This is a genomic window from Sinorhizobium prairiense (assembly GCF_029201645.2).
In the GTDB taxonomy this organism is placed as follows: Bacteria; Pseudomonadota; Alphaproteobacteria; order Rhizobiales; family Rhizobiaceae; genus Sinorhizobium; species Sinorhizobium meliloti_A.
Window position 1 is genome coordinate 251,249 of sequence record NZ_CP104133.1, and the last position, 21,975, is coordinate 273,223.

Sequence of the window (21,975 nt, forward strand, 5' to 3'; positions counted from 1 at the left end):
CCTTCGCCGCTTACGCCGAGACCGGCACGGCGGCTTTCGCTTCGATGAACGCCGAAATCCGCGCGAGCGAGTTGAGATTTTGCGGGACGATGTCGGCATCGGCCATCACGATCCCGAAATCGTCTTCGATGAAGGCGACCAGTTCCAGAACGCCGGTCGAATCGATGATGTCGTTCTCGATCAGCGAAGCGTCGTCGGCGAGTTCGTATGCGCTGTCGCCGAAGAGAAAGTTCTCGATGACGAATGCCTTGACCTTGTCCTTAATCGCTTGGGTCATTTCACTATCCTTTTCTCCAAGGGTTTTTACGCGGCCTCAGCCTTGCGAAGGCTGGTGCCGGTGAATGTCTGCAGCCAGAGTTGCGTCGAGAGGACGCCGACGAAGGCCGCGTTGTCGCGGAAACCGGAGGCCGGGCGCGACTGGCATTTCTCGTAGAGTTTCGTTACCGCTTTGGCGTTGAAGAGCCCACCGGCGGCGACCGCGTCCTCGCTCATGGCCGACCGCACATAGTCGAGTTCGCCCGCGCCGCTGAAGGAGTGGCTGTCCGGAGCGCGATAGGGCTGCTTCGTCCGCCGGCCGATCGCCGGCGGCAGCAGATCTTTCGTCGCTTCGCGCAGGATATGCTTCTCGACGAGCCCTCTGAGTTTCATGTCCGGCGGCAGCTTTGCGGCGAATTCGACGAGGCGGTGGTCGAGGAACGGGAAACGGCCCTCGATCCCATGCGCCATCGCCATGCGGTCGCCCTGGCTCGAGAGAATATATCCGGGCAGCAGGAAGCGGCTTTCGAGATACTGGGCCTGATGCAGCGGATGCCAGCGGCCAAAGGCGGCGGGGAGCCGACTGACCAACTCTTCCGCCGCATCATAACCCTTGAGTTCGGCACGCAGGTCCGAAGAGAAGAACATCTTGGTTGCCGCCGTGCCCTTGAGGCGTGGCCGATGCGAAAAGAGCGGGTCGTCGAGGGCCACGTCGCCGGCGCCGAAAAAGGCGGCGAGATACTCGGCCGATTGCTGCTGCAAACCGGGCAGATAGGGGTAGAGCTTGCGGAAGAGGTGCGGCCTGAGGCGCGAGCCAGGTTGCCGGCCGCAGAAGCGGCGAACGCGCGCTTCCTTGAAGATGTCATAACCGGCGAACACCTCGTCGGCGCCCTCGCCCGTCAGCACCACTTTCAGACCCGCTTCCCGCACCAGGCCGGACAATTTGTAGAGCGGTGCGGGCGCAGTGCGGATGATCGGCTTCTCCGTAAAGCGGATGACATCGGGAAAGTCCCTGGCGATGTCGCCGGCGCGGCATGCGACAGCCCTGTGCTCGGTTCCGAGTGCCGCTGCCATCTCCTCCTGGAATGCGCTTTCGTCATGCTCCGCGCTGTCGAAGGTGACGGAGAAGGTGCGCAAGCCTTGGGACGTCATCCCGGCCGCCAACGCCGAGATTATCGACGAATCGAGGCCGCCGGAAAGATAGGCGCCGACGGGCACATCGGCCCGCATGCGGATCCGCGTCGCGTCCGTCAGGAGCGCGCGCAGTTCGTCCGCAGCGCGGCTTTCCTCCGCGTAGGCAGAGCGCTCGTCGCGGTCCGGATAATCGAGCTGCCAATAGGGCCGTGTCGTGATGCCGTTCTGATCGGCGATCATCAGATGCCCGGGCTCGAGCTCGTGGATGTCACGGAAGGGTGTGCGCGGCGCGATCGGCGCCCACAGGGTGAATATCTGGTCGAGCGCGATCGGGTCGATCTCTGCGGAGACCCCCGGAACTTCGAGGAGCGCCTTGACCTCGGATGCGAAATAGAGCGTGCCGCCTTTCAACGTGTGGAAGAGTGGACGCACACCCATGCGGTCGCGCGCGAGCACCATCCGGCGCCGGCGTGCGTCCCAGATCGCAAAGGCGAAGTCGCCGTTGAGGAGGGAAAGACAATCCGCGCCCATCTCTTCGTAAAGATGGAGGATCACCTCCGTATCGCTGGAGGTGCGGAAACGGCGGCCCCTGGCGCGCAGGTCATCGCGCAACTCCACATAGTTGAAGATTTCGCCGTTGAAGGCGATCGTCAGCTCGCCGCTCGGGTCGGACATCGGCTGCTGGCCGTCCCCAAGCCCCACAATCGACAGCCGGACATGACCGAGGCCCACACCCGGCACGGTGAAGATCCCACGCTCGTCCGGCCCGCGGTGGCCGATCGCGGCCGTCATCCTCTCGAGAAGGGGCTTACCGTCCCGTATTGAACCAAGATACCCGCCGAGTCCGCACATGCCTATTCGCTCTCACGCCCGCAATGACACCCTAAATATAGACTGAATACCGGCGAGAATAGTTAATCAGCGGGGCTTTTTTCAATAATGGTAAATTGTCTTCTTGGCCTCGATAATAATCACTGCATCCCTTCCCGCATAATATTCACATTTACTTTGATACGTTTTTATGCTTATTTTACTAAAATGGGATGCATCAACAAATCATCCAATCTTAACGGATGGATAACGGGACCGCGCGCCACCCAGGTTCTTTCACATTGCAGGCCTCGAGGCGTGGAACCGCGCAGTTTCCATTTTGTTAAGAAAAAGCGTCCAATCTTAACGTTTGAGCTGCACATCTCGGAGCACATGATGAGCTACGATTGGACCGGCGAGCGGACACGTCGGATGAAGATGATGAGATATGCGATCGCCATTGCCCTCGCCCTTGGGCTTATCGCCGGCGCGGCATCCTGGACGCTGCAGACCATCTAGGCCTGAGCGAGCGCCACTGCATGTTTCTATTGATCGTAGCCGATCAAAGGACAAAAACATGCAGTACCTCAAAGTGCTACAGCGACTTTTCGGCAATCTCTCCTTCGTTCTCATCCCTGTGCTTGTCACAGGGATGAGAACAGGCCGCGTCTGCTGCGCGGGAAGAGTTGTTTCAGCCCAAGGACTTGGTCTGGCTGGATTCCTGTGACAAGCACAGGAATGAGGGACCGGGGATGTGCGACTGCTACAGCTTTCACTTGCGAATATGCGGGGGATGATCAACCTGTGACGCAATGAAACCCGCCGAGGGGTTGCACCCTCTCTACCCTCATCCCTGTGCTCGTCACAGGGATCCAGCAGCGCCGCGTCTGCGGCGCGGGAATCGTTCTTTCAGCCCAAGGACCTGGTCTGGCTGCATTCCTGTTACAAACACAGGAATGAGGCGGTCAAACCGCGGCGGGTGGACCGAATCTCAACAGGACTTAGGCCGTCGCGCATTCGGCTTGCCCGGCAGGCAAACGCGCCCGATACATCTTTTCTAACTCGAATTGAGTAAACGCTAAACCTTGACGCGAGCGCGCCCCGGGAGTGAAATCCGGGTTGAGGCGTATGCCTTGAGGCCGCCCGCCGAATGCTATTGAGGAGGCGGCCTCACCAGTTTCGAGGGGACGATAGGTGGACCCCGCCGCATAACCGATCAGCAGCAGCGCGGGTTCACCTATCGGGTCAGGCCAGTTCGAGGCATACCAGGACGCTATATTTTCACGTTTTGCATAATGGCGCGGGAACAAAGCAGTTCCTTGCGTGTTCTTCGACGCAGCCGCGTGGAGGGTCGAATGCAGAGAAAATTCATGCCGACGGACGTATTCCTGCGCCTCGAGAAGGAATGGCAGCACATGCGCCATGCAAAGCACAATCTCGAGATCGAGGCCGTTCCTGCGAACGATCAGCGCATCGACGGTATCAATGAACTGGAGCCATCCACGATTCCGCGGAATGCGCATAGGAGCTAGTCCGCTTCGTCCCCCAGATTACCGATCATCGCGTTCCACTATCGACGATCCGAAATTCCGCCATATCGGGCAGCACAACCGCGCCCGCCGAAACACACCCCGCGGTCCGCCGGGAATTCAGGCTCGGCGGCCAGAATTCACCGTGCTCGGGGCCGGTCCTCTCGATCCTTTCCCGGTCTTTAACTGCACCGCGCTCACGACTTCGTGGCTGCAGAGTAGCGCCGCAGGGGTTATTATCCCGCCCCATGAGCCACAGGCTCGAGAGTTTCGGGCCGAAGGGAGCGAGCGATGACCTTCACGCGGCGCGCAGTCGTCCAGGGGCTGGGCATAGGTATGTCGCTGCCGCTCATGCCGCGGGCGCGGGGCCAGGCTGCCGACCTCACGACGCGCGTCATACCGAAGAGCGAAGAAGCGCTGCCGCTGGTCGGCCTCGGCACCTGGATCACTTTCAACGTCGGAGACGACCCCGTCCTGATGGACGAATGTGCCGCCGTGATCGCTGCCTTCTTCGAAGGCGGCGGTCGCATGATCGATTCCTCGCCGATGTACGGATCCTCCCAGCCGACCATCGGCTACGGCCTCCGTAAGCTCGGACATCCGAAGCGGCTCTTCTCGGCGGAAAAGGTCTGGATATCGGATCCCGGCGACGGCGCGGCCCAGATCGAGGCATCGAAGGAATACTGGGGCGTCGAGAAATTCGATCTCATGCAGGTTCACAATCTCGTCTCCTGGGAAGAGCACCTGCCCGCGCTCTTCGACATGAAGGCGGCAGGCCGGCTGCGCTATGTCGGCATCACCACCTCGGAGGGGCGCAGGCACCGTGAGATCGAGCAGGTCATGGCGACCCGGCCGATCGATTTCGTCCAGGTCACCTACAATATCCTCGACCGCGAGGCGGAGGAGCGCATCTTGCCGCTGGCGCAGGAGAAGGGCATTGCCGTGATCGTCAACCGGCCGTTCCGACAGGGCGATCTGATCCGGCAGGTCGAAGACGAACCGTTGCCGTCTTGGATTGCCGAGACCGGCGCCCGCAGCTGGGCGCAGTTTCTCCTGAAGTTCATCATTTCGCATCCGGCGGTCACCTGCGCAATCCCCGCGACCACGCGCGTCGACCATGTACGGGAGAACCTGGAGGCTGCGAGAGGCATCCTGCCCGACGAGAAGCTGCGCCGCCGCATGGCCGCCTATGTGGAGGCGCTGTGAAGCACGATCCTGTCGCACGTGATATGGATTTGACGTGATGTCGGACTGGGGGACCTACACGCTCGCGGATTTCCTGATGTTTTCGCCGCGCGTCTATTTCCGCCTTGTCGAACGCTACAATCAGGGACTTCTGGCCGCTTCAGCCGGTCTTCGTCGCGGGCGCGCTTGCCATCCTTTTCGCCACTGCGACGGACGGACGGCGCGCCCGCGCCGCGGCCATGGCGACGATCGCCCTGGCCTGGCTCTTCTGCGCGTGGCAATTTCTCTGGCTGCGTTACTCCACCATAAACTGGGCGATGTCCTATGCGACGGCGGCCTTCATGCTGCAGGCCGGTCTGCTGCTTCTCGCGGTCCGGTGGACGCAAGGCGGCGTATTGCCCGCGAACAGCCTGCGCCGCCGTGGCGGCATCGGCCTGATGGTCTTCGGCTCGCTCGGCTATCCTTTCGGCCCGCTGCTTGCCGGCCGCGCGCCCGCCTCGGCCGAAACCTTCGGGGCAATGCCGGACCCGACCGTTGCCGTGACCCTCGGCGCCCTTCTGGCGCTCATGCCGCAGAAGCTGTGGCTGCTTCTGCCCATTCCGGTCCTCTGGTGCGTCTTCAGCGCGCTCACCCTTCTGGCCATGGAGGATGCAGGCGCCTGGGTGCCATTCGCGGTGATCGTCGCGACATTTGTCCTCCTCGTCGTCAGACGTTGACGGGAGCTCACTCCTTCACCGCTCCCGTCATCGACGAGACGTAATAATCGACGAAGAAGGAGTAGAGAATGACCACTGGCAGCGAACCGAAGAGTGCGCCCGCCATCAGTGCGCCCCATTCGAAGACGTCGCCGCGCACCAGTTCCGTCAGCACGCCGACCGGTACTGTCTTGTTTTCCGAAGACTGGATGAATGTCAGCGCGTAGATGAACTCGTTCCACGAGAGCGTGAAGGCGAAGATGCCGGCCGATATCAGGCCCGGCACGGCGAGCGGCAGGATGATCTTGACCAGAATCTGCCAGCGCGTGGCTCCGTCCACCAGCGCGCTTTCTTCCAGTTCGAAGGGGATCGAGCGGAAATAGCCCATCAGGAGCCATGTGCAGAACGGTATGAGGAACGTCGGATAGGTGAAGATCAGCGCCAGCTTGGAATCGTAGATGCCGAATTTGAAGACGATGAAGGCGAGCGGAATGAACAGGATCGACGGCGGCACCAGATAGGCGAGGAAGATCAGCAGCCCGACGGGCCGCGCGCCGGTGAAGCGCACCCGCTCGATCGCATAGGCCGCGAAAACCGATGCGGCCAGCGACAGGATGGTCGAGCCTACGGCCACCAGCATCGTGTTCCAGAGCCAGCCCGGATAGGAGGTCTCGAAGAGCAGATACTTGATGTGGTCGAGCGTCGGACGGACCACCCAGAAAGGGCTGTAATTGTTGTAGTCGGTCAGCTGCGCGTTCGGCTTCACCGCCGTGATCGCCATCCAGTAGAAGGGGAAGAGCAATACGAAGACGAAGACCGCCATCGGCAGGTAAAGCACGACGATCCGCCGCGGCAGGCGGTTCAGGTAGCTCATCCCCTCGGCCGTGTCGGTGAGGACCTCGTCGTCGGTTCGTGTGGTCGTGTTCATTTTGTCCTCCCGCTCAATCCTGGCCGCCCTGCTGCCATTTGCGGCGTTGCAGACCGAAGAAGCTGAACATGATGGCGGCAAGCAGGAAGGGGATCATGGCGACGGCGATCGCCGCCCCCTCCCCGAGCTGCCCGCCCGGAATGCCGCGCTGGAACGAGAGCGTCGCCATCAGGTGGGTTGCATTGACCGGCCCGCCCTTGGTCAGCACGTAGATCAGCTGGAAATCGGTGAAGGTGAAGAGCACCGAGAAGGTCATGACGACCGCGATGATCGGGGTCAGCATCGGCAGGGTTACATAGCGGAAACGCTGCCAGCTGGTGGCGCCGTCGAGCGAGGCTGCCTCCTGCAGCGAAGCCGGGATCGTCTGCAGGCCGGCCAGAAGCGAGATCGCCACGAAGGGAATGCCGCGCCAGACATTGGCGGCGATGACGGAAGCGCGCGCGTTGTTCGGGTCGCCCAGGAAGTTGATCGGCCCGTCGATGATCCCGAGCTGCATCAGCGACCAGGAGATGATGGAAAACTGCGAATCGTAGATCCACCAGAAGGCGAGCGCCGAAAGCACCGTCGGCACGACCCAGGGCAGGAGCACGATCGCGCGGAAGAAGGACTTGAAAGGCAGGTTTTCGTTCAGCAGCAGCGCCAGCCAGAGCCCGAGCACGAATTTCAGGATCGACGCCACGAAGGTGTAGAGCAGCGTGTTGTAGACCGAGAGCCAGAAGACCGAATCCCGGGCCAGGAACTCGTAATTCTCGATCCCGATGAAGACGCCGTCGCGGCCTATGCGTGTGTCGGTGAAGCCGAGCCAGACGCCCAGCCCGAGCGGATAGGTCAGAAAGCAGATCAGAAAGACGGCTGCCGGCAGCATGAACAGGAAGCCGAGCACATTGTTGTTCTGCATCAGCGAAGCCGTGGTGGATGGCTTTCCGGACGGCGTTATGGAGGACATCGGGCTTCTCCGGCTGGAGGAACGGATCTCGAGGCATTTGCCGGCAGCGTTTGCTGCCGGCTTGAGGCGGCCCGTGGGCCGCGGGAGGTCAGACGCGATAATAGCGGTTCGCCCGCCGTTCGGCCTCGATGATGGCGTCTTCCGGCGTTGCCTGGCCGGTGACCGCACTGGCGAACATGTCGACCAGGACGTAGTCGGCCATTACGCCCGCCGAGGCATAGCCGAGCGGTCCGGCGTAGCCGTTCGGCCGCAGCGTCTCCGAGGCGCGCGCATATGGCGCGTGGATCGGGTCCGAGGTCCAGACCGGGTTGTCGGCAAAGGCCTTCAGCGGCTGGCAGCAATAGGCGCTCGATCCCTCGATCCAGGCGTTCATCTGGTCGGCTTCCATCATGAACTTGAGATAGGCCTTGGCGGCCTCGGGATACTTGCTGTGCTTGAAGAGCAGGATCGAGCTCGTCTGGTGGAGTTCGACGCTCTGGCCGACCGGACCGACGGGGAAGTTGGTCGTGCGGATGTCGGCCGCAAGCTCCGCAAGGGCCGCGTCCTTCTTGGCCGCATAGTAGAGCGAGACGCCGTTTGCCGTCAGCGATACCTGGCCCGCAAGGAAGGCGCGGTTGTTGTTGATGTCGAGCCAGCTTTCGGTGCCCGGGATGAAGGTCTCGTATAGCGACTTTGCGTAGTTGACCGCTGCGAGCGTCTCCGGGCTGTTGATCGTGACCTTGCCGCTCTCGTCGACCATCTTGCCGCCATGGCTCCACAGCAGCCAATGGGCGTAGTTGTTGCCGTCGCCAACCGCTTTGCCGTGGGGGAAACCGGCCGGGGTTCCCTTGGCCTTGAGGGCCTTGCAGAGTTCGAGAAAGCCGGCCGTGTCCTTCGGGAATTCACTGAAGCCGGCCGCCTTCATGTGGCTCTCGCGGTAGCAGACGGCGTTGCCGATCGCGGCCAGCGGCATGGCGATGAACTGGCCGTCGCGGCTCGCATACCCCTTCAGGCCGTCGTACCATCCTCCATATTTGTTGCCGAGATAGTCGGCGAGCTCCGTCAGGTCGACGAGCTTGTCGGGATATTGATGTGCGTCGTCGAACCAGCACATCACCATATCAGGACCGGAGCCGACATTGGCGGCAACCGCCGCCTTCGGCCGGATGTCCTCCCAGCTTTCCTTGTCGATGCGGACTTCGACGCCCGTGGCTTCCGTGAACTTCTTGGTGTTGGCGATCCAGGCGTCTTCATCGCCCTTGACGAAGGGCGTCCATCTGAGAAGCCTGAGGCTTGCCCCCTCCTCCGGCTTGTAGCTCGGCTCGGCCTGCGCGAACGACGGGCGGATGCCCAGACCCGCAACGCCGGCGAGTGCGGCGGAGGTTGCGAGAAAATCACGTCTCTTTATCGGCATGCTACTCCTCCTCAAAATGCGGGAGCGTCTTCCTCCGGCATTCACCGTCCCGCTTGGCGAATGCGGCTTGAGCGATGCCGGCCATTGCCTGGCATCTTTATGGGCCACGAAGGCTCCTCCCTTCGTCAGCGACGTCAGCCGACCAGCCGCCGTCCCGTTCCGGCGTCGAACAAGTGCACATGCGCGGCATCGATCGCGAGATGGATCGTTTCGCCGGGCTTGGCATTCACCCTCTCGCGGAAAACACAGGTCACATGGTGCCCACCGAGCCTTGCGATCAGCTGCGTCTCATAGCCGGTCGGCTCGATTACCGCGATTTCGGCCGGCAGCCCGTTCGGGTCGAGCGCCATGTATTCGGGCCTGAGACCGTAGACGAGATCGCGCCCTTGGGCCGCTGCCGCCGGCTGCGTCACGGGCAGAGCCGTTCCGTCGGCGGTGAGGAAGGCATTCGGATTGCCCGGATCGAGGCGGCCCTTGAGCATGTTCATCGCAGGCGAGCCGATGAAACCGGCCACGAAGAGATTGGCGGGGTTGTCGTAGAGCTCGAGCGGTGCGCCGATCTGCTCGACGATGCCGTCATGCATGACGACGATCTTGTCGGCCATGGTCATCGCCTCGATCTGGTCGTGCGTCACGTAGACGGTCGTGGTTTTCAGCCGCTGATGCAATTCCTTGATCTCGGCGCGCATGGCGACGCGCAGCTTCGCGTCGAGGTTGGAAAGCGGTTCGTCGAAGAGAAATACCTGCGGGTCGCGCACGATCGCCCGCCCCATGGCGACGCGCTGTCGCTGACCGCCGGAAAGCTGACGCGGATAACGGTCCAGCAGCTTCGAAAGGCCGAGGATTTCGGCCGCCACGCCGACGCGCTTGTCGATTTCGGATTTGGGTCTGCTTGCCAGCATCAGGGAGAAGGCCATGTTGTCGGCGACAGTCATATGCGGATAGAGCGCATAGTTCTGGAACACCATGGCGATGTCGCGGTCCTTCGGCGGCAATCGGTTGACCACCTGATTGCCGATGCGAATTTCGCCCGCGGTGATGTTTTCGAGACCCGCCAGCATCCGCAGCAAGGTGGATTTGCCGCAACCGGAAGGGCCGACGAGAATGACGAACTCGCCATCCTCGATCTCGATGTTCACGCCCTTGATGACAGGGAAAGCACCGAAGGACTTCCGAACATCGACAAAATCCACGCCTGCCATTTGCGTTCCTCCCAGAACTGATCTTTACCCTTGCGGCCGCCAAATTCATCGTTTGCGCGATCGCGCCAGGCTGAAAACCTCTTTATCCGCGGCCGACCAGCGGCATCCTGGTCGCCATCACGGTCATCGTTAGAACATTGGCCGAGAGCGGCAGGCTCGCCATGTAGACGACCGCCTCGGCGATGTGCTCGATCGGTATCGTCGGCTCCGCCGCAACCTCGCCATTGGCCTGCAGCACGCCGGTGCTCATCCGCGCCGTCATGTCGGTCGCAGCATTGCCTATGTCGATCTGACCGCAGGCGATGTCGTGCATCCGGCCATCGAGCGCCGTCGATTTCGTGAGGCCGGTAATGGCGTGCTTGGTCGCGGTATAGGGCGCCGAATTGGGCCGCGGCGTCTGCGCGGAAATCGAGCCGTTGTTGATGATCCGGCCGCCCCGCGGCGTTTGCGCCTTCATCAGCCGGAAGGCATGTTGCGTACACAGAAAGGCGCCCGTCAGGTTCGCCGCGACGATACCGTTCCACTGTTCGAAGGTCACATCTTCGAGTGGCACGGGCGGCACGTTGGAGCCGGCATTGTTGACGAGGAGGTCCAGCCGGCCGAAATCCGCCCGGACGGCGGCGAAGAGAGCCGCGACCTGATCCGGATCGCCGACGTCGCAGACGACCGCGCGGACGATATTGCCGGTCCCCCCGCCTATTTCGCCGGCCGCAGCCTCGAGAACATCCGGACGGCGGCCGGTGATGACGACGCTGTAGCCTTCCGCACTCAAGGCCTGGGCTATGCCCCGGCCGACACCGGTCCCGCCGCCCGTGACCAGCGCGATCCTGCCCTCGCCCGATCCCTTCGCCTGGGCCATCTCAGATCCTTCCTCCGAGTTCGTCTTCGATATGGATGCGGATGATCTCGTCGAAATTGCTTTCGGCCGTAAAGCCGAGTTCTCGGGCACGGCGGGCATCGAAGTCGGTCGCCCAGCCGGAGACGATCGTGCGGATCACCGGGTCCGGTTCGCGGCGGATGAGGCCCACGGCCTTCCGGCCGGCAATGCGGCCGAGCGCCTCTATCTCCTCGCCGACCAGCGCCGAAAGCCCCGGCATGGTGAGGTTTCGCCGCGGTCCGATGATATCGGTATCCATTCGCGCCGCATGGATGAAGAAGCCCACGGCCGAGCGCGGGCTCGCGAACCAATGCCGGACATTCTCGTCCACCGGCAGGATAGCCTCCTGGCCGACGAGCGGCTCGCGCAGGATGTTGGAAAAGAAGCCGGATGCGGCCTTGTTCGGCTTTCCGGGCCGTATGCAGATGGTCGGTAGCCGAATGCCGATACCGTCGAAGAAGCCGCGGCGGGTATAATCGGCGAGCAGCAGCTCGCAGATCGCCTTTTGCGTCCCGTAACTGGTGAGCGGCGTCGTGAAGAACTCGTCGCCGATCTTTTCCGGGAACGGCTGGCCGAAGACGGCGATAGAGGAGGCGAAGAGGACGCGCGGGAGGTAGCGCTCGCGCTGTCCCTCGCGGCGGATCGCCTCGAAGAGCGCACGCGTGCCGTCGAGATTGACCAGGTAGCCTTTGTCGAAGTCGGCCTCCGCCTCTCCCGAGACGATCGCCGCGAGGTGGAAGATCACGTCGGGCCGCGACGAGATCAGGCGCTCTGCGCTGCCCTCGGTGGACAGGTCGATGGCAAGCGTCGTCGCAAGCGACGAAAGCGCCGGAGGCACGGGCGGCTCAGCCACGTCAGCCAACGTCAGGCTGGCGATCTCGCGTCCCAGAGATCCGGGCTCCGCGGCCAGCCTTTCGACCAGCTTCCGGCCGATCATGCCGGCGGCACCTATGACCATTACATGCATATTCGGCGAACCTCCTCCTGTTCAGCCACCCGGTCGGTCCTGCTCAGCTTGACTTTCTGTTCGTTCCGTCTGCCTCCTCGTCCGCCAGCAGAGCCTTCGTCGTCTCATAGATCCGGATCAGATGATGGTGAAAGGCGGCAACGACGGCCGCCCGGTCATGCCGCCTCAAGGCGGCGACGATGTCGCTGTGATCCTTGTAGCTCGCTTCGATTGCTCCCGGCCGTGACATGGCGCTGCGCCGGTAGTCCATCATATAGGTGTAAAGGTCGGTGACAAAATCGGAGAGCAGCGGATTGCCGCAGGCCCGGTAGATCGCCACGTGGAACTCGCGGTCGCAGATCAGAAAGCGCATCGCGTCGTCACCGCAGATCTTCTGCGCATCGAGAAGGCTGTCAAGCTTGCGCAGCGCCTCTTCGTCGATGTTTTCGGCCGCGTCGCCGACCACCTTCAACTCGATATGGAGTCTTGCGGCGTGAACGTCCTCGAGATCGTAGCTGTCGATCGCGTTCGGTGAAGCGATCGTCACCGTGACATGGCTGAGATCGACATTCCCGACGCGGGTTCGGCTTCCTTGCGACACCTCTACCACACCGCGCGCCGCCAGCGTCTGGATTGCGCCGCGCACGGTCTCGCGGCTCACATGGAGCACGCTCGCAAGCTCGCGTTCGCCCGGCAGCACGTCGCCGGGCCTCAGCATGTTGGTCGCAACCAGCACCATAAGCTTGTCGGCGATGAGGTCGCGCGCGGTACGGCGCTCGAGGCTCTTCCCGACTTTCGGCATATGCGTGAGGATTGGACTTCCGTTCACCGCGGCCTCCCAACTGATCCACTGGTTGGTCCAGCAGATCAGTATGACGAATAGAGGGCTTATCGGAAGGTGCGGTCAAGACAGGTTCGTTGCGGCAGCGCACCAATAATGCACGGCTCGTTGTGCGGTGCCGTGGGACCGGACACGCTCGGCCTGCCCCTCATCCGCCTGCCGGCACCTTCTCCCCGCAAGCGGGGCGAAGGGACTAGCCGGCCAGCTTAGTGGCCCCAAGCATTTTTCAGGGCAGGTCCCCTCTCCCCGCCGGCGGGGAGAGGGCTGGGTGAGGGGCAAAATGCGGATCCAGACCGGTTGAGACTAGACGCAGGGAGGCACTCTATCCGTGATCATGTCCCTCATGGTCGCCGAGCGACGGCAGGTCGAGGCTGAAGGTTTTGGCAAGATCGGCGACTTGCTGCGGGCTGAGATAGCGGGGATTGAGGTTGCGCAGCAGCAGGTAGAGCTTCGCGGTCTCTTCCAGTTCCTCCGTCGCAAAGACCGCGGCCTCCAGACTGTCGCCGGCGACGACGGGACCGTGATTGGAAAGCAGCACGGAGGAATATTTGCCCGCAAGCCCGCGGATCGCATCGGCGACGGCCGGGTCTCCGGGGCGGTAATAGGGCACGAGCGCAGTCTCCCCGACCCGCATGAGGTAATAGGGCGTCATCGGCGGAAGGGCCGCTTGCGGATCGATCTCCGGCAGCATCGTCAGCGCGACCGCGTGGGTCGAATGGAGATGCACGATGGCGCGGGCGCTGCCGCGCGTCTCGTAGAGGGCGGAATGAAGCGGGATCTCCTTGGTCGGCTTGTCACCCGAGACAAGCCGGCCGCCGGCATCGAGGCGCGAAATACGCCCCGGATCGAGGAAGCCGAGCGAGGCATTGGTGGGCGTCACCAGCCAGCCGCCGTCATCGAGTCTCATCGATATGTTTCCGGAAGAGCCGGGGGTCAGGCCCCGCTCGAAGAGGGACCGGCCGTAGCGGCAGATTTCCTCGCGAAGACGCGTTTCGGACATTGGTGGTCCTTTCGTTCAGGCTGTATCGCCTTCGATCAGTTCAAATCCAAGATCGGCGATGTGAGACGGGTGATCGTTGATGACCAACTCGGCCGCCAGCTTTCCCGTCGCGACGCGGGGCGTGCGAATGGTCGTCAGAGGCTGCGGCGTGGCCTGGCCGATATCGAGGCCGTTATGGCCGAAAAGGGCGAGCCTGGTTGGGACGGAAATGGCGCGTGCAAGACAATGAAAATATCCGCCGAGCGCCATGTCGTCGTTCGAGAAATAGACCGCATCGAGTTCCGGCGCCCTTCGAAGAAGCTGATCGAGCCCCGCCCGACCGCTCCCAACCGAAGAAGCGCCCGGACGGATTTCCCGATCCACAAGGGCGACGCCGGCCAGGTTCAGCGCTTCACGGAAGCCGTCGAAGCGTTTGCGGGCGCGTGTGTCGCGGTCGAGATCGTGGCCGACATAGCCGATCCGGCGATAACCGCGCTTCAACAGGAATTCGGCGCTCGCCCGACCCGCCTCACGATTGGAAAAGCCGACCGCCAGGTCTATGGCGCTCCCGTCGATGTCGAGCAGTTCGACGACGCGACAGCCGCTCGCCCGCAGCATCTTGAGCGTGCCTTCCGTATGCTCGAAGCCGGCAAGCATCACCGCCGTCGGCCGCCAGGCGAGCATGGCGGCGACGAGGGCCTCCTCGCGCTCCGGCTCATAGTCCGTCACGGAAAAGACGGCCTGATAGCGATTTTCCTCCAGAACGGCGCCTGCACCCCGCAGCACGTCCGGGAACACGATGTTGGTGAGCGACGGGATGACGAAGGCAACGAGCCGGGACCCGGCCGAGGCCAAGGTTCCGGCAATCCGGTTCGGCACGTAGCCAAGCCGCTCGACCGCATCCAACACGCGCTCGCGGGCCTTGCCGGAGAACGAGCCGTGATTGCGCAGCACGCGGGAAACCGTGCTCTCACCCACGCCCGCGGCTTCCGCCACCTCTGCGAGCGTTACGGGTGTCTGCTGCTTGAAGTCCGTCGCCACTTCGCGCCTGTTCCAGTTTGACGAGACCGTTCACGGCTCTCATCGACTTCATAGGCGGAATTTTTTGGCAGCGCTACCAATTTTGGTTGGCAGCGCTGCCAAAAATCCCTAGAATGAGTGACCGGCAACTGGAGGAGACGAAATGGCATCGAAGATCGCAGTGCTCGGGCTCGGCTCGATGGGCTTCGGTATGGCGTGCTCGTTGAAAAGCGCGGGCCTCGACGTGTTTGGCTACGACGTTGCCCCGCCCGCAGTGGAACGTTTCGTCGCCGAAGGCGGTCGCGGAGCCGGCACGCCAGGCGAAGCCGTGACGGGCGCCGACATCGTCGTTTCGGTCGTCGTGAGCGGCGCGCAGACCGAAGCCGTTCTGTTCGGCCGGGACGGCGTTGCAGACGCGATGAAGCCCGGCGCCGTTTTCATATCGTCCGCGACCATGGATCCGGCGATCGCGCGCGACCTGGCGCAGCGGCTCGAAGGACTCGGGCTTCACTATCTCGACGCGCCGATCTCAGGCGGCGCGGCAAAGGCATCGAAGGGCGAACTGACGATCATGGCTTCGGGCTCGCCGCAGGCCTTCGCCGCCGCCCGACCGGCCCTCGACGCCATGGCCGCCAAGGTTTACGAACTCGGCGAGACTGCCGGGACCGGCGCCGCCTTCAAGATGATCAACCAGCTTCTCGCCGGCGTGCACATCGCGGCCGCCTGCGAGGCGATCGCCTTCGCGGCGAAACAGGGGCTGGACCTCGACAAAGTATACGAGGTGATCACCGCCTCGGCCGGCAATTCCTGGATGTTCGAGAACCGCATCCCGCATGTGCTGGCGGGAGATTACGCCCCGCTGAGCGCCATCGAGATTTTTGTGAAGGACCTCGGCATCGTCCAGGATATGGCGCGCGCGGAGCGCTATCCGGTGCCGCTCGTGGCGGCCGCACTGCAGATGTATCTTGCAGCCTCGGGCGCAGGCATGGGGCGCGACGACGATTCCTCCCTCGCGCGGCTCTACGCTCAGCTCTCCGGGGCCACGTTGCCCGGCACGAATAATCCCTAAGGAAGACGCGCATGCCCGTTTTTGCCGCCAATCTGACGATGATGTTCACCGAGTGGCCGTTCCTCGACCGCTTCGACGCGGCCGCCGACGCCGGGTTCGCCGCCGTCGAGTACCTTTTTCCCTACGAGGTGCCGCCGGAAGCGATCGCCGAACGGCTTGCCCGCAACAGGCTCGAGCAGGCGCTGTTCAACCTGCCGCCGGGCGATTGGGCAGCCGGCGAGCGCGGCATCGCCGCCCTGCCCGGCCGCTTCGACGGGTTGAAATCGGATGTCGACAAGGCGCTCGACTACGCGGCGGCGACCGGCGCCAAGCGCCTGCACCTGATGGCTGGTCTTGCTGATCCGCGCGACCCGGAGGCCGCATCCCGTTACCGCCGCTCGGTCGCCTACGCCGCCGGGCGCCTGGCCGACGAAGGCATCGATCTCCTCGTCGAACCGATCAACGGGCGCAACATGCCGGGATATTTCCTCAACGATTTCGGGACCGCCGAGTGGCTCATCGCCGAACTGGCGCTCCCCAACCTGAAGCTGCAATTCGACATCTATCACCGGCAGATCCTGCACGGCGACGTCGCAATGGCGCTCCGCCATCTGATGCCGGTCACCGGCCACATCCAGATCGCCAGCGTACCCTCGCGGCACGAGCCCGATGGCGAGGAGCTGAACTATCGCTACCTCTTTGATGAAATCGACCGGCTCGGCTATGGCGGCTTCGTCGGTTGCGAATATAACCCGCGCGGCCGGACGCTGGACGGCCTCGGCTGGTTCAAACCCTTTCGACGGAGCTGACCCATGACAATCCTGCTCGGATCGATCGCCGACGACTACACGGGCGCCTCCGATCTCGCAAATACCCTGACGAAGAACGGGCTTCGCACCGTGCAGACGGTCGGCATTCCCGATCCGTCGCTCGCCCTGCCCGACGTCGATGCAGTGGTCGTTTCCCTGAAGATCCGGTCGGTCGCAGCGGAGGAGGCCGTGGCCGCCGCCCTCGCGGCCGAAAGCTGGCTGCGCGGCCGAGGCGCCGCCCACGTCCTCTACAAGATCTGCTCCACCTTCGATTCGACGGATCTCGGCAATATCGGGCCGGTGACCGAAGCGCTTCTGAGCGTCTCCGGCGGCGACTTCGCCCTCGTTACGCCGGCCTTTCCGGAAACGGGGCGAACCGTCTATCTCGGCCATCTTTTCGTCAACGGCCAGCCGCTCGACGAAAGCCCGTTGAAAGACCACCCGCTCAACCCGATGCGCGATGCCAATCTGGTGCGGGTGCTCACCCGCCAGTCGCGCGGCAAGGCCGGCCTCATCGACCTGCCGACCGTCACGCGCGGAGCCGATGCGGTAAAGGCGCGGCTCGATCGGTTACGCGCCGAAGGCGCCGCCGCGGCTATCGCGGATGCCGTCTTCGAACGCGATCTCGAAACGCTCGGCGAAGCGGCGCTCGAGATGCCCGTCTCCACCGGCGCGTCCGGCCTGGGTCTCGGCCTCGCTCGCGCGCTTCTGCGCTCCGGCCGCGCTTCGGCAAGCGACGGGGAAAGCGACGCCATCCGCCCCGTCGGCGGTCTTGCCGCGGTGGTCGCAGGCAGTTGTTCGGCGACAACGCTGAAGCAGCTCGACGCGGCGGAACGCCATATGCCGGTGCTGCGGCTCGACACGGAAAAGCTCCTCGCCGGATCGGACGAGATTTCCGCAGCCGTCGCCTGGGCCGGGGAACGGATTGCCCAAGGCCCCGTCGCCATCGCTGCAAGTGCCGCGCCCGAGGTCGTTTCGCGTCTGCAGGCGCGCTACGGGCGAGAGGCATCCGGGCACGCGATCGAAACGGCAACCGCCGCGATCGCCGGCGAACTGGTGGAGCGCGGCGTGAGACGCCTCGTCGTCGCCGGCGGAGAGACCTCCGGCGCGACCGTCGACAGGCTCGGCATTCCGGCTTTCCTGATCGGTCCGGAGATCGCGCCCGGCGTCCCCGTGCTGAGGACGATCGGCACTGCCGGAAACGACATGTTGCTGGCGCTGAAATCGGGCAACTTCGGCAGCGAGGATTTCTTCGCCACGGCACTGTCGATGATGCGGTAGAGGGAAGGCGGGCGGTCCCCCTCGTCCGCCGCCCGCCCGCTGCACGCTTCCTCAAATCGGACCGAGTAGAGCATGCAGACTTTGCGTTTGCCGCAGCGCGTCCGCGCGACGGCTCTTACAGGCCGTTGTCCTTCAGGATCTGCGCGGCGTTTTCCTTGGTCACCTTCATCGTGTCGAGCGTGACGGTCTTTTCGACCTTTTCCCCTTCAGGAACTTCACCGCCTGGCGCAGACCCTCTGCTCCCGGCGTCGCATAGAGGAAGGTCGCGGTGAGTTCGCCGTTGTCGACCCAGGTCACGCCTTCGTTCGGGAGCGCGTCGATGCCGATGAACTTCATTTCCTTCTCACGACCTGCGTCCTTCGCCGCCAGATAGGCGCCATAGGCCATCGGATCGTTGTGGCCGTATACGAGATCGATCTTCTCGTTGTTGCGCAGCGCCGTCGCCATGATGTTGTAGGCCTGGTCCTGCTTCCAGTCGCCGGATTGCTGATCGAGCAGGTTCTTGATGCCGGGCTCCTTGTCGGTGAACTCGTGGAAGCCGTCGTGGCGGTCGTGCGCCGGCTGGGTGCCCATGCCGCCCCATATCTCGACGATATTGCCCTGAGCCTTGCCCTTTCCGCCGAGAAGCTCGACCGCATATTCGCCGGCCGCGCGGCCGATCAGTTTGTTGTCGCCGCCGACGAACTGGGTGTACTGGTCGGTCTCGACGTTTCGGTCGAGAACGAAGACCGGGATCTTGGCATCGATCGCCTGCTGCACCACGCCGGTGAGCCCTGCGGACTCTTTCGGCGACACGAGCAAGGCATCCACCTCCTGGCGAATGAGGTTCTCGACGTCTGCCACCTGCTTTTCCGTCCTGTCCTCACCGTCGGTTATGATCAGCTCGACGTCCGGATGCTTTGCCGCCTCGGCGATGATGTCCTTGTTGAACTGCGCACGCCACGGTTCGATCGTCGTCGCCTGGCTGAAGCCGATGCGAAACTTCTTGTCCTGGGCCAGGGCGTCGTGCGCCGGCATGAGCACGGTCGTCGCGGCGAGAACGGCGGCGACCGCCGTCAGTTTGATGATGTCACGGCGTTTCATTTCTTCTTTCCTCCCATTGTCATGGATAACGTCTCTCCCGACGTCCGCTCCTCGGCGGACGTATCTCCTCGAGTCGGGCGCCGGCTTGCGCCCGGCAGCCGCAATTGCGCGAGAAGGTCGTAGGCATTGCGCTCCTGAACGAGCACCGTGCCGATGATGATCACGCCCTTCAGCACCAGCTGAAGATTGGAATTGATGTTGTGGAGCTGCAGGATATTGGAGAGCAGGCCGAAGATCAGGACGCCGCAGAACGTCCCGGCAAGGCTCCCGCGCCCTCCCATCAGGCTCGTCCCGCCGATGACCACTGCCGCGATCGCATCCAGTTCGAGGCCCGCGCCAGCGTCCGGCTTGCCCTGCCGGTACTGGGCCACATAGAGGACCGCGGCGATGCCCGCGAGAAGACCCGATACCGCATAGGTGACGATCTTCACCCGGCCCGCATTGATGCCGGAAAGGCGCGCCGCCTCCTCGTTTCCGCCGATCGCATAGACATAGCGGCCGAAGGGGGTGAACCGCAGCACCGCGCCGTAGAGAAGAATCGCGACGATGAAGAATATGCCGGGCATCGGCACGATGCCGAAGACGAGCTGCCGCAGCATATCAAAATCGGCGGTCGCATTGCTGCCGGTATAGACCGGCAGAACGGCGTTGTTCTGCCCGGCGGTGAGCCGGGCGATGCCGAGCGCCGTGACCATCATGGCAAGCGTGACGATGAAGGGCTGCAATCGTCCGACCACGATGATCGCGCCATTGACCGCGCCGAACATGAGTCCGACCGCCGGCGCCACGAGCAGAACGCCGAGCACGCCGAATTTCGTCTGCATCTGAGGCAGAAGGAAACTTAGAACCAGGGCACAGAGGACGATGCCGGCTGCGGCGGGCAGAACGGTACCGCGGGTCCGGTCAAGCCGGATGTCGCGGACATGTGTCACGCCCGCCCGTGATTTCTCGATATTCAGGAAGACGAAGCGTACTGCCGCCGCACCGCCGACCAGAACGGCAAGCCCGACGGACGGCAGCCCCAGATAGAGGGCGGCAGTGTCCCCGGGAACGGTCAGGAGCATCGCGCAGACGACGGTGCAGACCGCCATCAGCGAGCCGACCGAAAGGTCTATGCCGCCGGTCAGAATGACGGCCGTCATGCCGGTGGCGATCAGCCCGGTGGTCGATACCTGCCGCAACACGTCGAGGAGATTGCCGGAGGAGAGAAAGATGTTTCTGCCCGACGACGTTACCGGCGAGGACAGGACTCCGATCAGGAAGATGGCGATCAGCCCCCAATAGAGTTTCGTACGGGAGAGAGCCCTCAGGAAATTCATGCAACCGCCCTTCCGCGTGCGCTCCGCGGGGCGGCGAGCTGCATGATGCGCTCCTCGCTCGCCTCCTCCCGGGAGACGAGCCCGGTCTGCCGTCCCTCGGCCATCACCAGAATGCGGTCGGCGAGGAGCAAAAGCTCGGGCAGTTCGGAACTGACCACCACGATCGCCAGCCCGTCGCCGGCGAGCTTGAAGATGAGATCGTAGATCTCGCGCTTCGCACCGACGTCGATGCCGCGCGTCGGCTCGTCGAGAAGAAGGACACGCGGACCGGTCGCCAGCCACTTGCCGATGACGACCTTCTGCTGGTTGCCGCCGGACAGGGTTCCGGCCGCCTGGTCGGTGCTCGCGCAGCGCACGCCGAGCGCATCGACTGCCCCTTTTGCGAGCGCACGCTCGCCTTCGAAGGAGCGCAGCCCGAATCGGGCGAGCCTTCCAACAAGCGGCAGGGCCACATTGTCTCTGATCGATTCGTGAAGATGCAGCCCCTTCGCCTTGCGGTCCTCCGTCACCAGAGCAAAACCGAGGCGGCGAGCATCGCGTGGCGAGCGGATATCGACGGCGATGCCGTCCAGCCGGATATCACCGCCGCGAAGGCCTTCATTCGATGCAAAAATTGTCTCCAGGATTTCCGTGCGCCCCGCGCCGAGCAAGCCGCCGATGCCGAGGATCTCGCCGGCGCGAACGTCGAAGCTCACGCCCTTCAGCACGTCGCGCCAGCCGTGGCGTCCGGGCACGGCAAGCGACAGGTCCCTTACCGAAAGGACGGGCTCGCCCCCGCCGTTGCCCCGGTCGGCCGGGTGCGCGTCGAGGAGGTTGCGGCCCACCATTGCGGCGATGATCGTATTCTCGTCCAGTCCGGCCATCGGCCGGGTCCAGACATGCCGGCCGTCGCGGAAGACGGTGACCCGGTCGCTGAGCTGCATGACCTCGTCGATCCGGTGCGAAATATAGATGATGCCGACGCCGTCGGCTGCGAGTTGCCGCATGATCTTGAAGAGGCGCCGACACTCGCCGGGTGAAAGCGCCGAGGTCGGTTCGTCCATGATCAGAATGCGCGCTTCGACGGAGAGGGCCTTCGCGATCTCGACGAGCTGCTGTTCGCCCACCCGCAACTGCCCGACGCGCGCCTCCGGGTCGAGTTCGATGCCGAGACGGTTCAACAGCCCTCGTGCGGCCTCCAGGCTCGCCTTGCGATCCACGAAAAGACCGGCGATCACCCGTTCGCGGCCGAGAAAGATGTTGTCGGCGACGCCGAGTTCGGGGACGAGGTTGAGTTCCTGATGGATGATGGCGATCCCGGCCGCCTCGGCATCGCGCACATTGGAGAAGCGGGCGGTTTCTCCATCGACGCGGAAGGTGCCCTCGTAGTCCGGGTAGACGCCGGACAGGACCTTCATCAGCGTCGACTTGCCGGCGCCATTCTCGCCCATGAGCGCATGGATTTCGCCCGCGCGCAAGTCGAAGCGCACATCCTTGAGCGCCGCGACGCCGCCGAACGATTTCGAAACCGCTTCGGCCGCCAGAACTGGCCGGCCGGATTCTTTGGTGACCGAATCACGGGGGATAGCATCGCGCATGATATTGGCAGCCTCCCTACCGCCGACATCTGACGCTCTATTCGCCTATTTCCTGCAGCCTATTCTAAACGTTTCGACACTGTCAAGCAGGCCGTTCCGGGCTTGATTGCCTAATTGC

General features: G+C 63.5%; 19 protein-coding genes and 2 pseudogenes. 6 read left to right on the forward strand and 15 right to left on the reverse strand.

Features of this window, described 5'->3' with window-relative positions; translation table 11 throughout:
• Positions 1 to 10 precede the first annotated feature (10 nt).
• Positions 11 to 277, reverse strand: a complete 267-nt coding sequence (locus N0Q91_RS24555; protein WP_275599366.1) for an acyl carrier protein — start codon at positions 275 to 277, stop codon at positions 11 to 13.
• Positions 278 to 303: 26 nt separating this feature from the next.
• Positions 304 to 2,241 (reverse strand): asparagine synthase (glutamine-hydrolyzing), encoded by a 1,938-nt coding sequence (asnB, locus tag N0Q91_RS24560; protein WP_275599367.1) that lies wholly within the window; start codon positions 2,239 to 2,241, stop codon positions 304 to 306.
• 354 nt (positions 2,242 to 2,595) lie between these two features.
• Here asnB and N0Q91_RS24565 point away from each other — a divergent pair, with 354 nt between their 5' ends.
• A complete protein-coding gene (locus N0Q91_RS24565; RefSeq protein ID WP_013850378.1) occupies positions 2,596 to 2,718 on the forward strand; it encodes a hypothetical protein in 123 nt (40 codons plus the stop codon).
• 482 nt (positions 2,719 to 3,200) lie between these two features.
• Here the strand turns inward: N0Q91_RS24565 and N0Q91_RS24570 are convergent, their stop codons facing one another.
• Complete coding sequence (locus N0Q91_RS24570) at positions 3,201 to 3,722, reverse strand: hypothetical protein (protein ID WP_275599368.1); 522 nt, start codon at positions 3,720 to 3,722, stop codon at positions 3,201 to 3,203.
• Between the two features lie 297 nt (positions 3,723 to 4,019).
• Between N0Q91_RS24570 and N0Q91_RS24575 the strand changes: the two genes are divergently transcribed.
• Together N0Q91_RS24575 and N0Q91_RS24580 are read left to right on the forward strand one after the other, a co-directional pair.
• Entirely contained in the window at positions 4,020 to 4,934 is a 915-nt protein-coding gene (locus N0Q91_RS24575) for an aldo/keto reductase (RefSeq protein ID WP_275599369.1), read from the forward strand.
• 37 nt (positions 4,935 to 4,971) lie between these two features.
• A pseudogene (locus tag N0Q91_RS24580) lies at positions 4,972 to 5,629 on the forward strand (DUF6064 family protein).
• 7 nt (positions 5,630 to 5,636) lie between these two features.
• Here N0Q91_RS24580 and N0Q91_RS24585 read toward each other — a convergent pair.
• The 9 genes from N0Q91_RS24585 to N0Q91_RS24625 form a co-directional block, all read right to left on the reverse strand.
• The gene (locus N0Q91_RS24585; RefSeq protein ID WP_003526374.1) at positions 5,637 to 6,536 is read right to left on the reverse strand and encodes a carbohydrate ABC transporter permease; all 900 of its coding nucleotides are present in this window, start codon (positions 6,534 to 6,536) and stop codon (positions 5,637 to 5,639) included.
• 13 nt (positions 6,537 to 6,549) lie between these two features.
• Entirely contained in the window at positions 6,550 to 7,482 is a 933-nt protein-coding gene (locus tag N0Q91_RS24590) for a carbohydrate ABC transporter permease (protein WP_010976183.1), read from the reverse strand.
• An 88-nt stretch (positions 7,483 to 7,570) separates the two neighbouring features.
• Positions 7,571 to 8,875: an ABC transporter substrate-binding protein gene (locus N0Q91_RS24595; protein ID WP_018096271.1), complete on the reverse strand. Its 1,305-nt coding sequence runs from the start codon at positions 8,873 to 8,875 to the stop codon at positions 7,571 to 7,573.
• Positions 8,876 to 9,009: 134 nt separating this feature from the next.
• Complete coding sequence (locus N0Q91_RS24600) at positions 9,010 to 10,077, reverse strand: ABC transporter ATP-binding protein (RefSeq protein WP_275599370.1); 1,068 nt, start codon at positions 10,075 to 10,077, stop codon at positions 9,010 to 9,012.
• An 82-nt stretch (positions 10,078 to 10,159) separates the two neighbouring features.
• A complete protein-coding gene (locus tag N0Q91_RS24605; RefSeq protein WP_275599371.1) occupies positions 10,160 to 10,936 on the reverse strand; it encodes an SDR family oxidoreductase in 777 nt (258 codons plus the stop codon).
• Between the two features lies 1 nt (position 10,937).
• Complete coding sequence (denD, locus tag N0Q91_RS24610) at positions 10,938 to 11,921, reverse strand: D-erythronate dehydrogenase (protein ID WP_275599372.1); 984 nt, start codon at positions 11,919 to 11,921, stop codon at positions 10,938 to 10,940.
• Between the two features lie 43 nt (positions 11,922 to 11,964).
• Positions 11,965 to 12,729 (reverse strand): FadR/GntR family transcriptional regulator, encoded by a 765-nt coding sequence (locus N0Q91_RS24615; RefSeq protein WP_018096267.1) that lies wholly within the window; start codon positions 12,727 to 12,729, stop codon positions 11,965 to 11,967.
• Between the two features lie 334 nt (positions 12,730 to 13,063).
• On the reverse strand, positions 13,064 to 13,741 hold the full coding sequence (gene otnC / locus N0Q91_RS24620) for a 3-oxo-tetronate 4-phosphate decarboxylase (RefSeq protein WP_275599373.1): 678 nt from the start codon (positions 13,739 to 13,741) through the stop codon (positions 13,064 to 13,066).
• Between the two features lie 15 nt (positions 13,742 to 13,756).
• Positions 13,757 to 14,761, reverse strand: a complete 1,005-nt coding sequence (locus tag N0Q91_RS24625; RefSeq protein ID WP_275599374.1) for a LacI family DNA-binding transcriptional regulator — start codon at positions 14,759 to 14,761, stop codon at positions 13,757 to 13,759.
• Between the two features lie 142 nt (positions 14,762 to 14,903).
• Here N0Q91_RS24625 and ltnD point away from each other — a divergent pair, with 142 nt between their 5' ends.
• Genes ltnD through otnK form a run of 3 tightly spaced genes read left to right on the forward strand, consistent with a single transcriptional unit; the run spans position 14,904 to position 17,878 of the window.
• Positions 14,904 to 15,809, forward strand: a complete 906-nt coding sequence (gene ltnD, locus N0Q91_RS24630) for an L-threonate dehydrogenase (RefSeq protein ID WP_275599375.1) — start codon at positions 14,904 to 14,906, stop codon at positions 15,807 to 15,809.
• A gap of 11 nt (positions 15,810 to 15,820) precedes the next feature.
• Complete coding sequence (gene otnI / locus N0Q91_RS24635; RefSeq protein WP_102763632.1) at positions 15,821 to 16,597, forward strand: 2-oxo-tetronate isomerase; 777 nt, start codon at positions 15,821 to 15,823, stop codon at positions 16,595 to 16,597.
• 3 nt (positions 16,598 to 16,600) lie between these two features.
• Positions 16,601 to 17,878 (forward strand): 3-oxo-tetronate kinase, encoded by a 1,278-nt coding sequence (otnK, locus tag N0Q91_RS24640; RefSeq protein ID WP_275599376.1) that lies wholly within the window; start codon positions 16,601 to 16,603, stop codon positions 17,876 to 17,878.
• Between the two features lie 115 nt (positions 17,879 to 17,993).
• Here otnK and N0Q91_RS24645 read toward each other — a convergent pair.
• The 3 genes and pseudogenes from N0Q91_RS24645 to N0Q91_RS24655 form a co-directional block, all read right to left on the reverse strand.
• Positions 17,994 to 18,961: pseudogene (locus N0Q91_RS24645) on the reverse strand (substrate-binding domain-containing protein).
• Positions 18,958 to 20,280 carry an ABC transporter permease gene (locus N0Q91_RS24650; RefSeq protein WP_275599377.1) on the reverse strand — a complete coding sequence of 441 codons (1,323 nt, stop codon included), beginning with the start codon at positions 20,278 to 20,280 and terminating at the stop codon, positions 18,958 to 18,960. Before N0Q91_RS24650 ends, N0Q91_RS24645 begins: the two are co-directional and overlap by 4 nt.
• Positions 20,277 to 21,857: a sugar ABC transporter ATP-binding protein gene (locus N0Q91_RS24655; RefSeq protein ID WP_275599378.1), complete on the reverse strand. Its 1,581-nt coding sequence runs from the start codon at positions 21,855 to 21,857 to the stop codon at positions 20,277 to 20,279. Before N0Q91_RS24655 ends, N0Q91_RS24650 begins: the two co-directional genes overlap by 4 nt.
• Between the last annotated feature and the right edge of the window lie 118 nt (positions 21,858 to 21,975).

What these genes read in the sequence shown, in the direction of transcription:
- N0Q91_RS24555 (WP_275599366.1), bottom strand. Translation starts at nt 277, where the DNA reads ATGACCCAAGCGATTAAGGACAAGGTCAAGGCATTCGTCATCGAGAAC.
- asnB (WP_275599367.1), bottom strand. Translation starts at nt 2,241, where the DNA reads ATGTGCGGACTCGGCGGGTATCTTGGTTCAATACGGGACGGTAAGCCC.
- N0Q91_RS24565 (WP_013850378.1), top strand. Translation starts at nt 2,596, where the DNA reads ATGAGCTACGATTGGACCGGCGAGCGGACACGTCGGATGAAGATGATG.
- N0Q91_RS24570 (WP_275599368.1), bottom strand. Translation starts at nt 3,722, where the DNA reads ATGCGCATTCCGCGGAATCGTGGATGGCTCCAGTTCATTGATACCGTC.
- N0Q91_RS24575 (WP_275599369.1), top strand. Translation starts at nt 4,020, where the DNA reads ATGACCTTCACGCGGCGCGCAGTCGTCCAGGGGCTGGGCATAGGTATG.
- N0Q91_RS24585 (WP_003526374.1), bottom strand. Translation starts at nt 6,536, where the DNA reads ATGAACACGACCACACGAACCGACGACGAGGTCCTCACCGACACGGCC.
- N0Q91_RS24590 (WP_010976183.1), bottom strand. Translation starts at nt 7,482, where the DNA reads ATGTCCTCCATAACGCCGTCCGGAAAGCCATCCACCACGGCTTCGCTG.
- N0Q91_RS24595 (WP_018096271.1), bottom strand. Translation starts at nt 8,875, where the DNA reads ATGCCGATAAAGAGACGTGATTTTCTCGCAACCTCCGCCGCACTCGCC.
- N0Q91_RS24600 (WP_275599370.1), bottom strand. Translation starts at nt 10,077, where the DNA reads ATGGCAGGCGTGGATTTTGTCGATGTTCGGAAGTCCTTCGGTGCTTTC.
- N0Q91_RS24605 (WP_275599371.1), bottom strand. Translation starts at nt 10,936, where the DNA reads ATGGCCCAGGCGAAGGGATCGGGCGAGGGCAGGATCGCGCTGGTCACG.
- denD (WP_275599372.1), bottom strand. Translation starts at nt 11,921, where the DNA reads ATGCATGTAATGGTCATAGGTGCCGCCGGCATGATCGGCCGGAAGCTG.
- otnC (WP_275599373.1), bottom strand. Translation starts at nt 13,741, where the DNA reads ATGTCCGAAACGCGTCTTCGCGAGGAAATCTGCCGCTACGGCCGGTCC.
- ltnD (WP_275599375.1), top strand. Translation starts at nt 14,904, where the DNA reads ATGGCATCGAAGATCGCAGTGCTCGGGCTCGGCTCGATGGGCTTCGGT.
- otnI (WP_102763632.1), top strand. Translation starts at nt 15,821, where the DNA reads ATGCCCGTTTTTGCCGCCAATCTGACGATGATGTTCACCGAGTGGCCG.
- otnK (WP_275599376.1), top strand. Translation starts at nt 16,601, where the DNA reads ATGACAATCCTGCTCGGATCGATCGCCGACGACTACACGGGCGCCTCC.
- N0Q91_RS24650 (WP_275599377.1), bottom strand. Translation starts at nt 20,280, where the DNA reads ATGAATTTCCTGAGGGCTCTCTCCCGTACGAAACTCTATTGGGGGCTG.
- N0Q91_RS24655 (WP_275599378.1), bottom strand. Translation starts at nt 21,857, where the DNA reads ATGCGCGATGCTATCCCCCGTGATTCGGTCACCAAAGAATCCGGCCGG.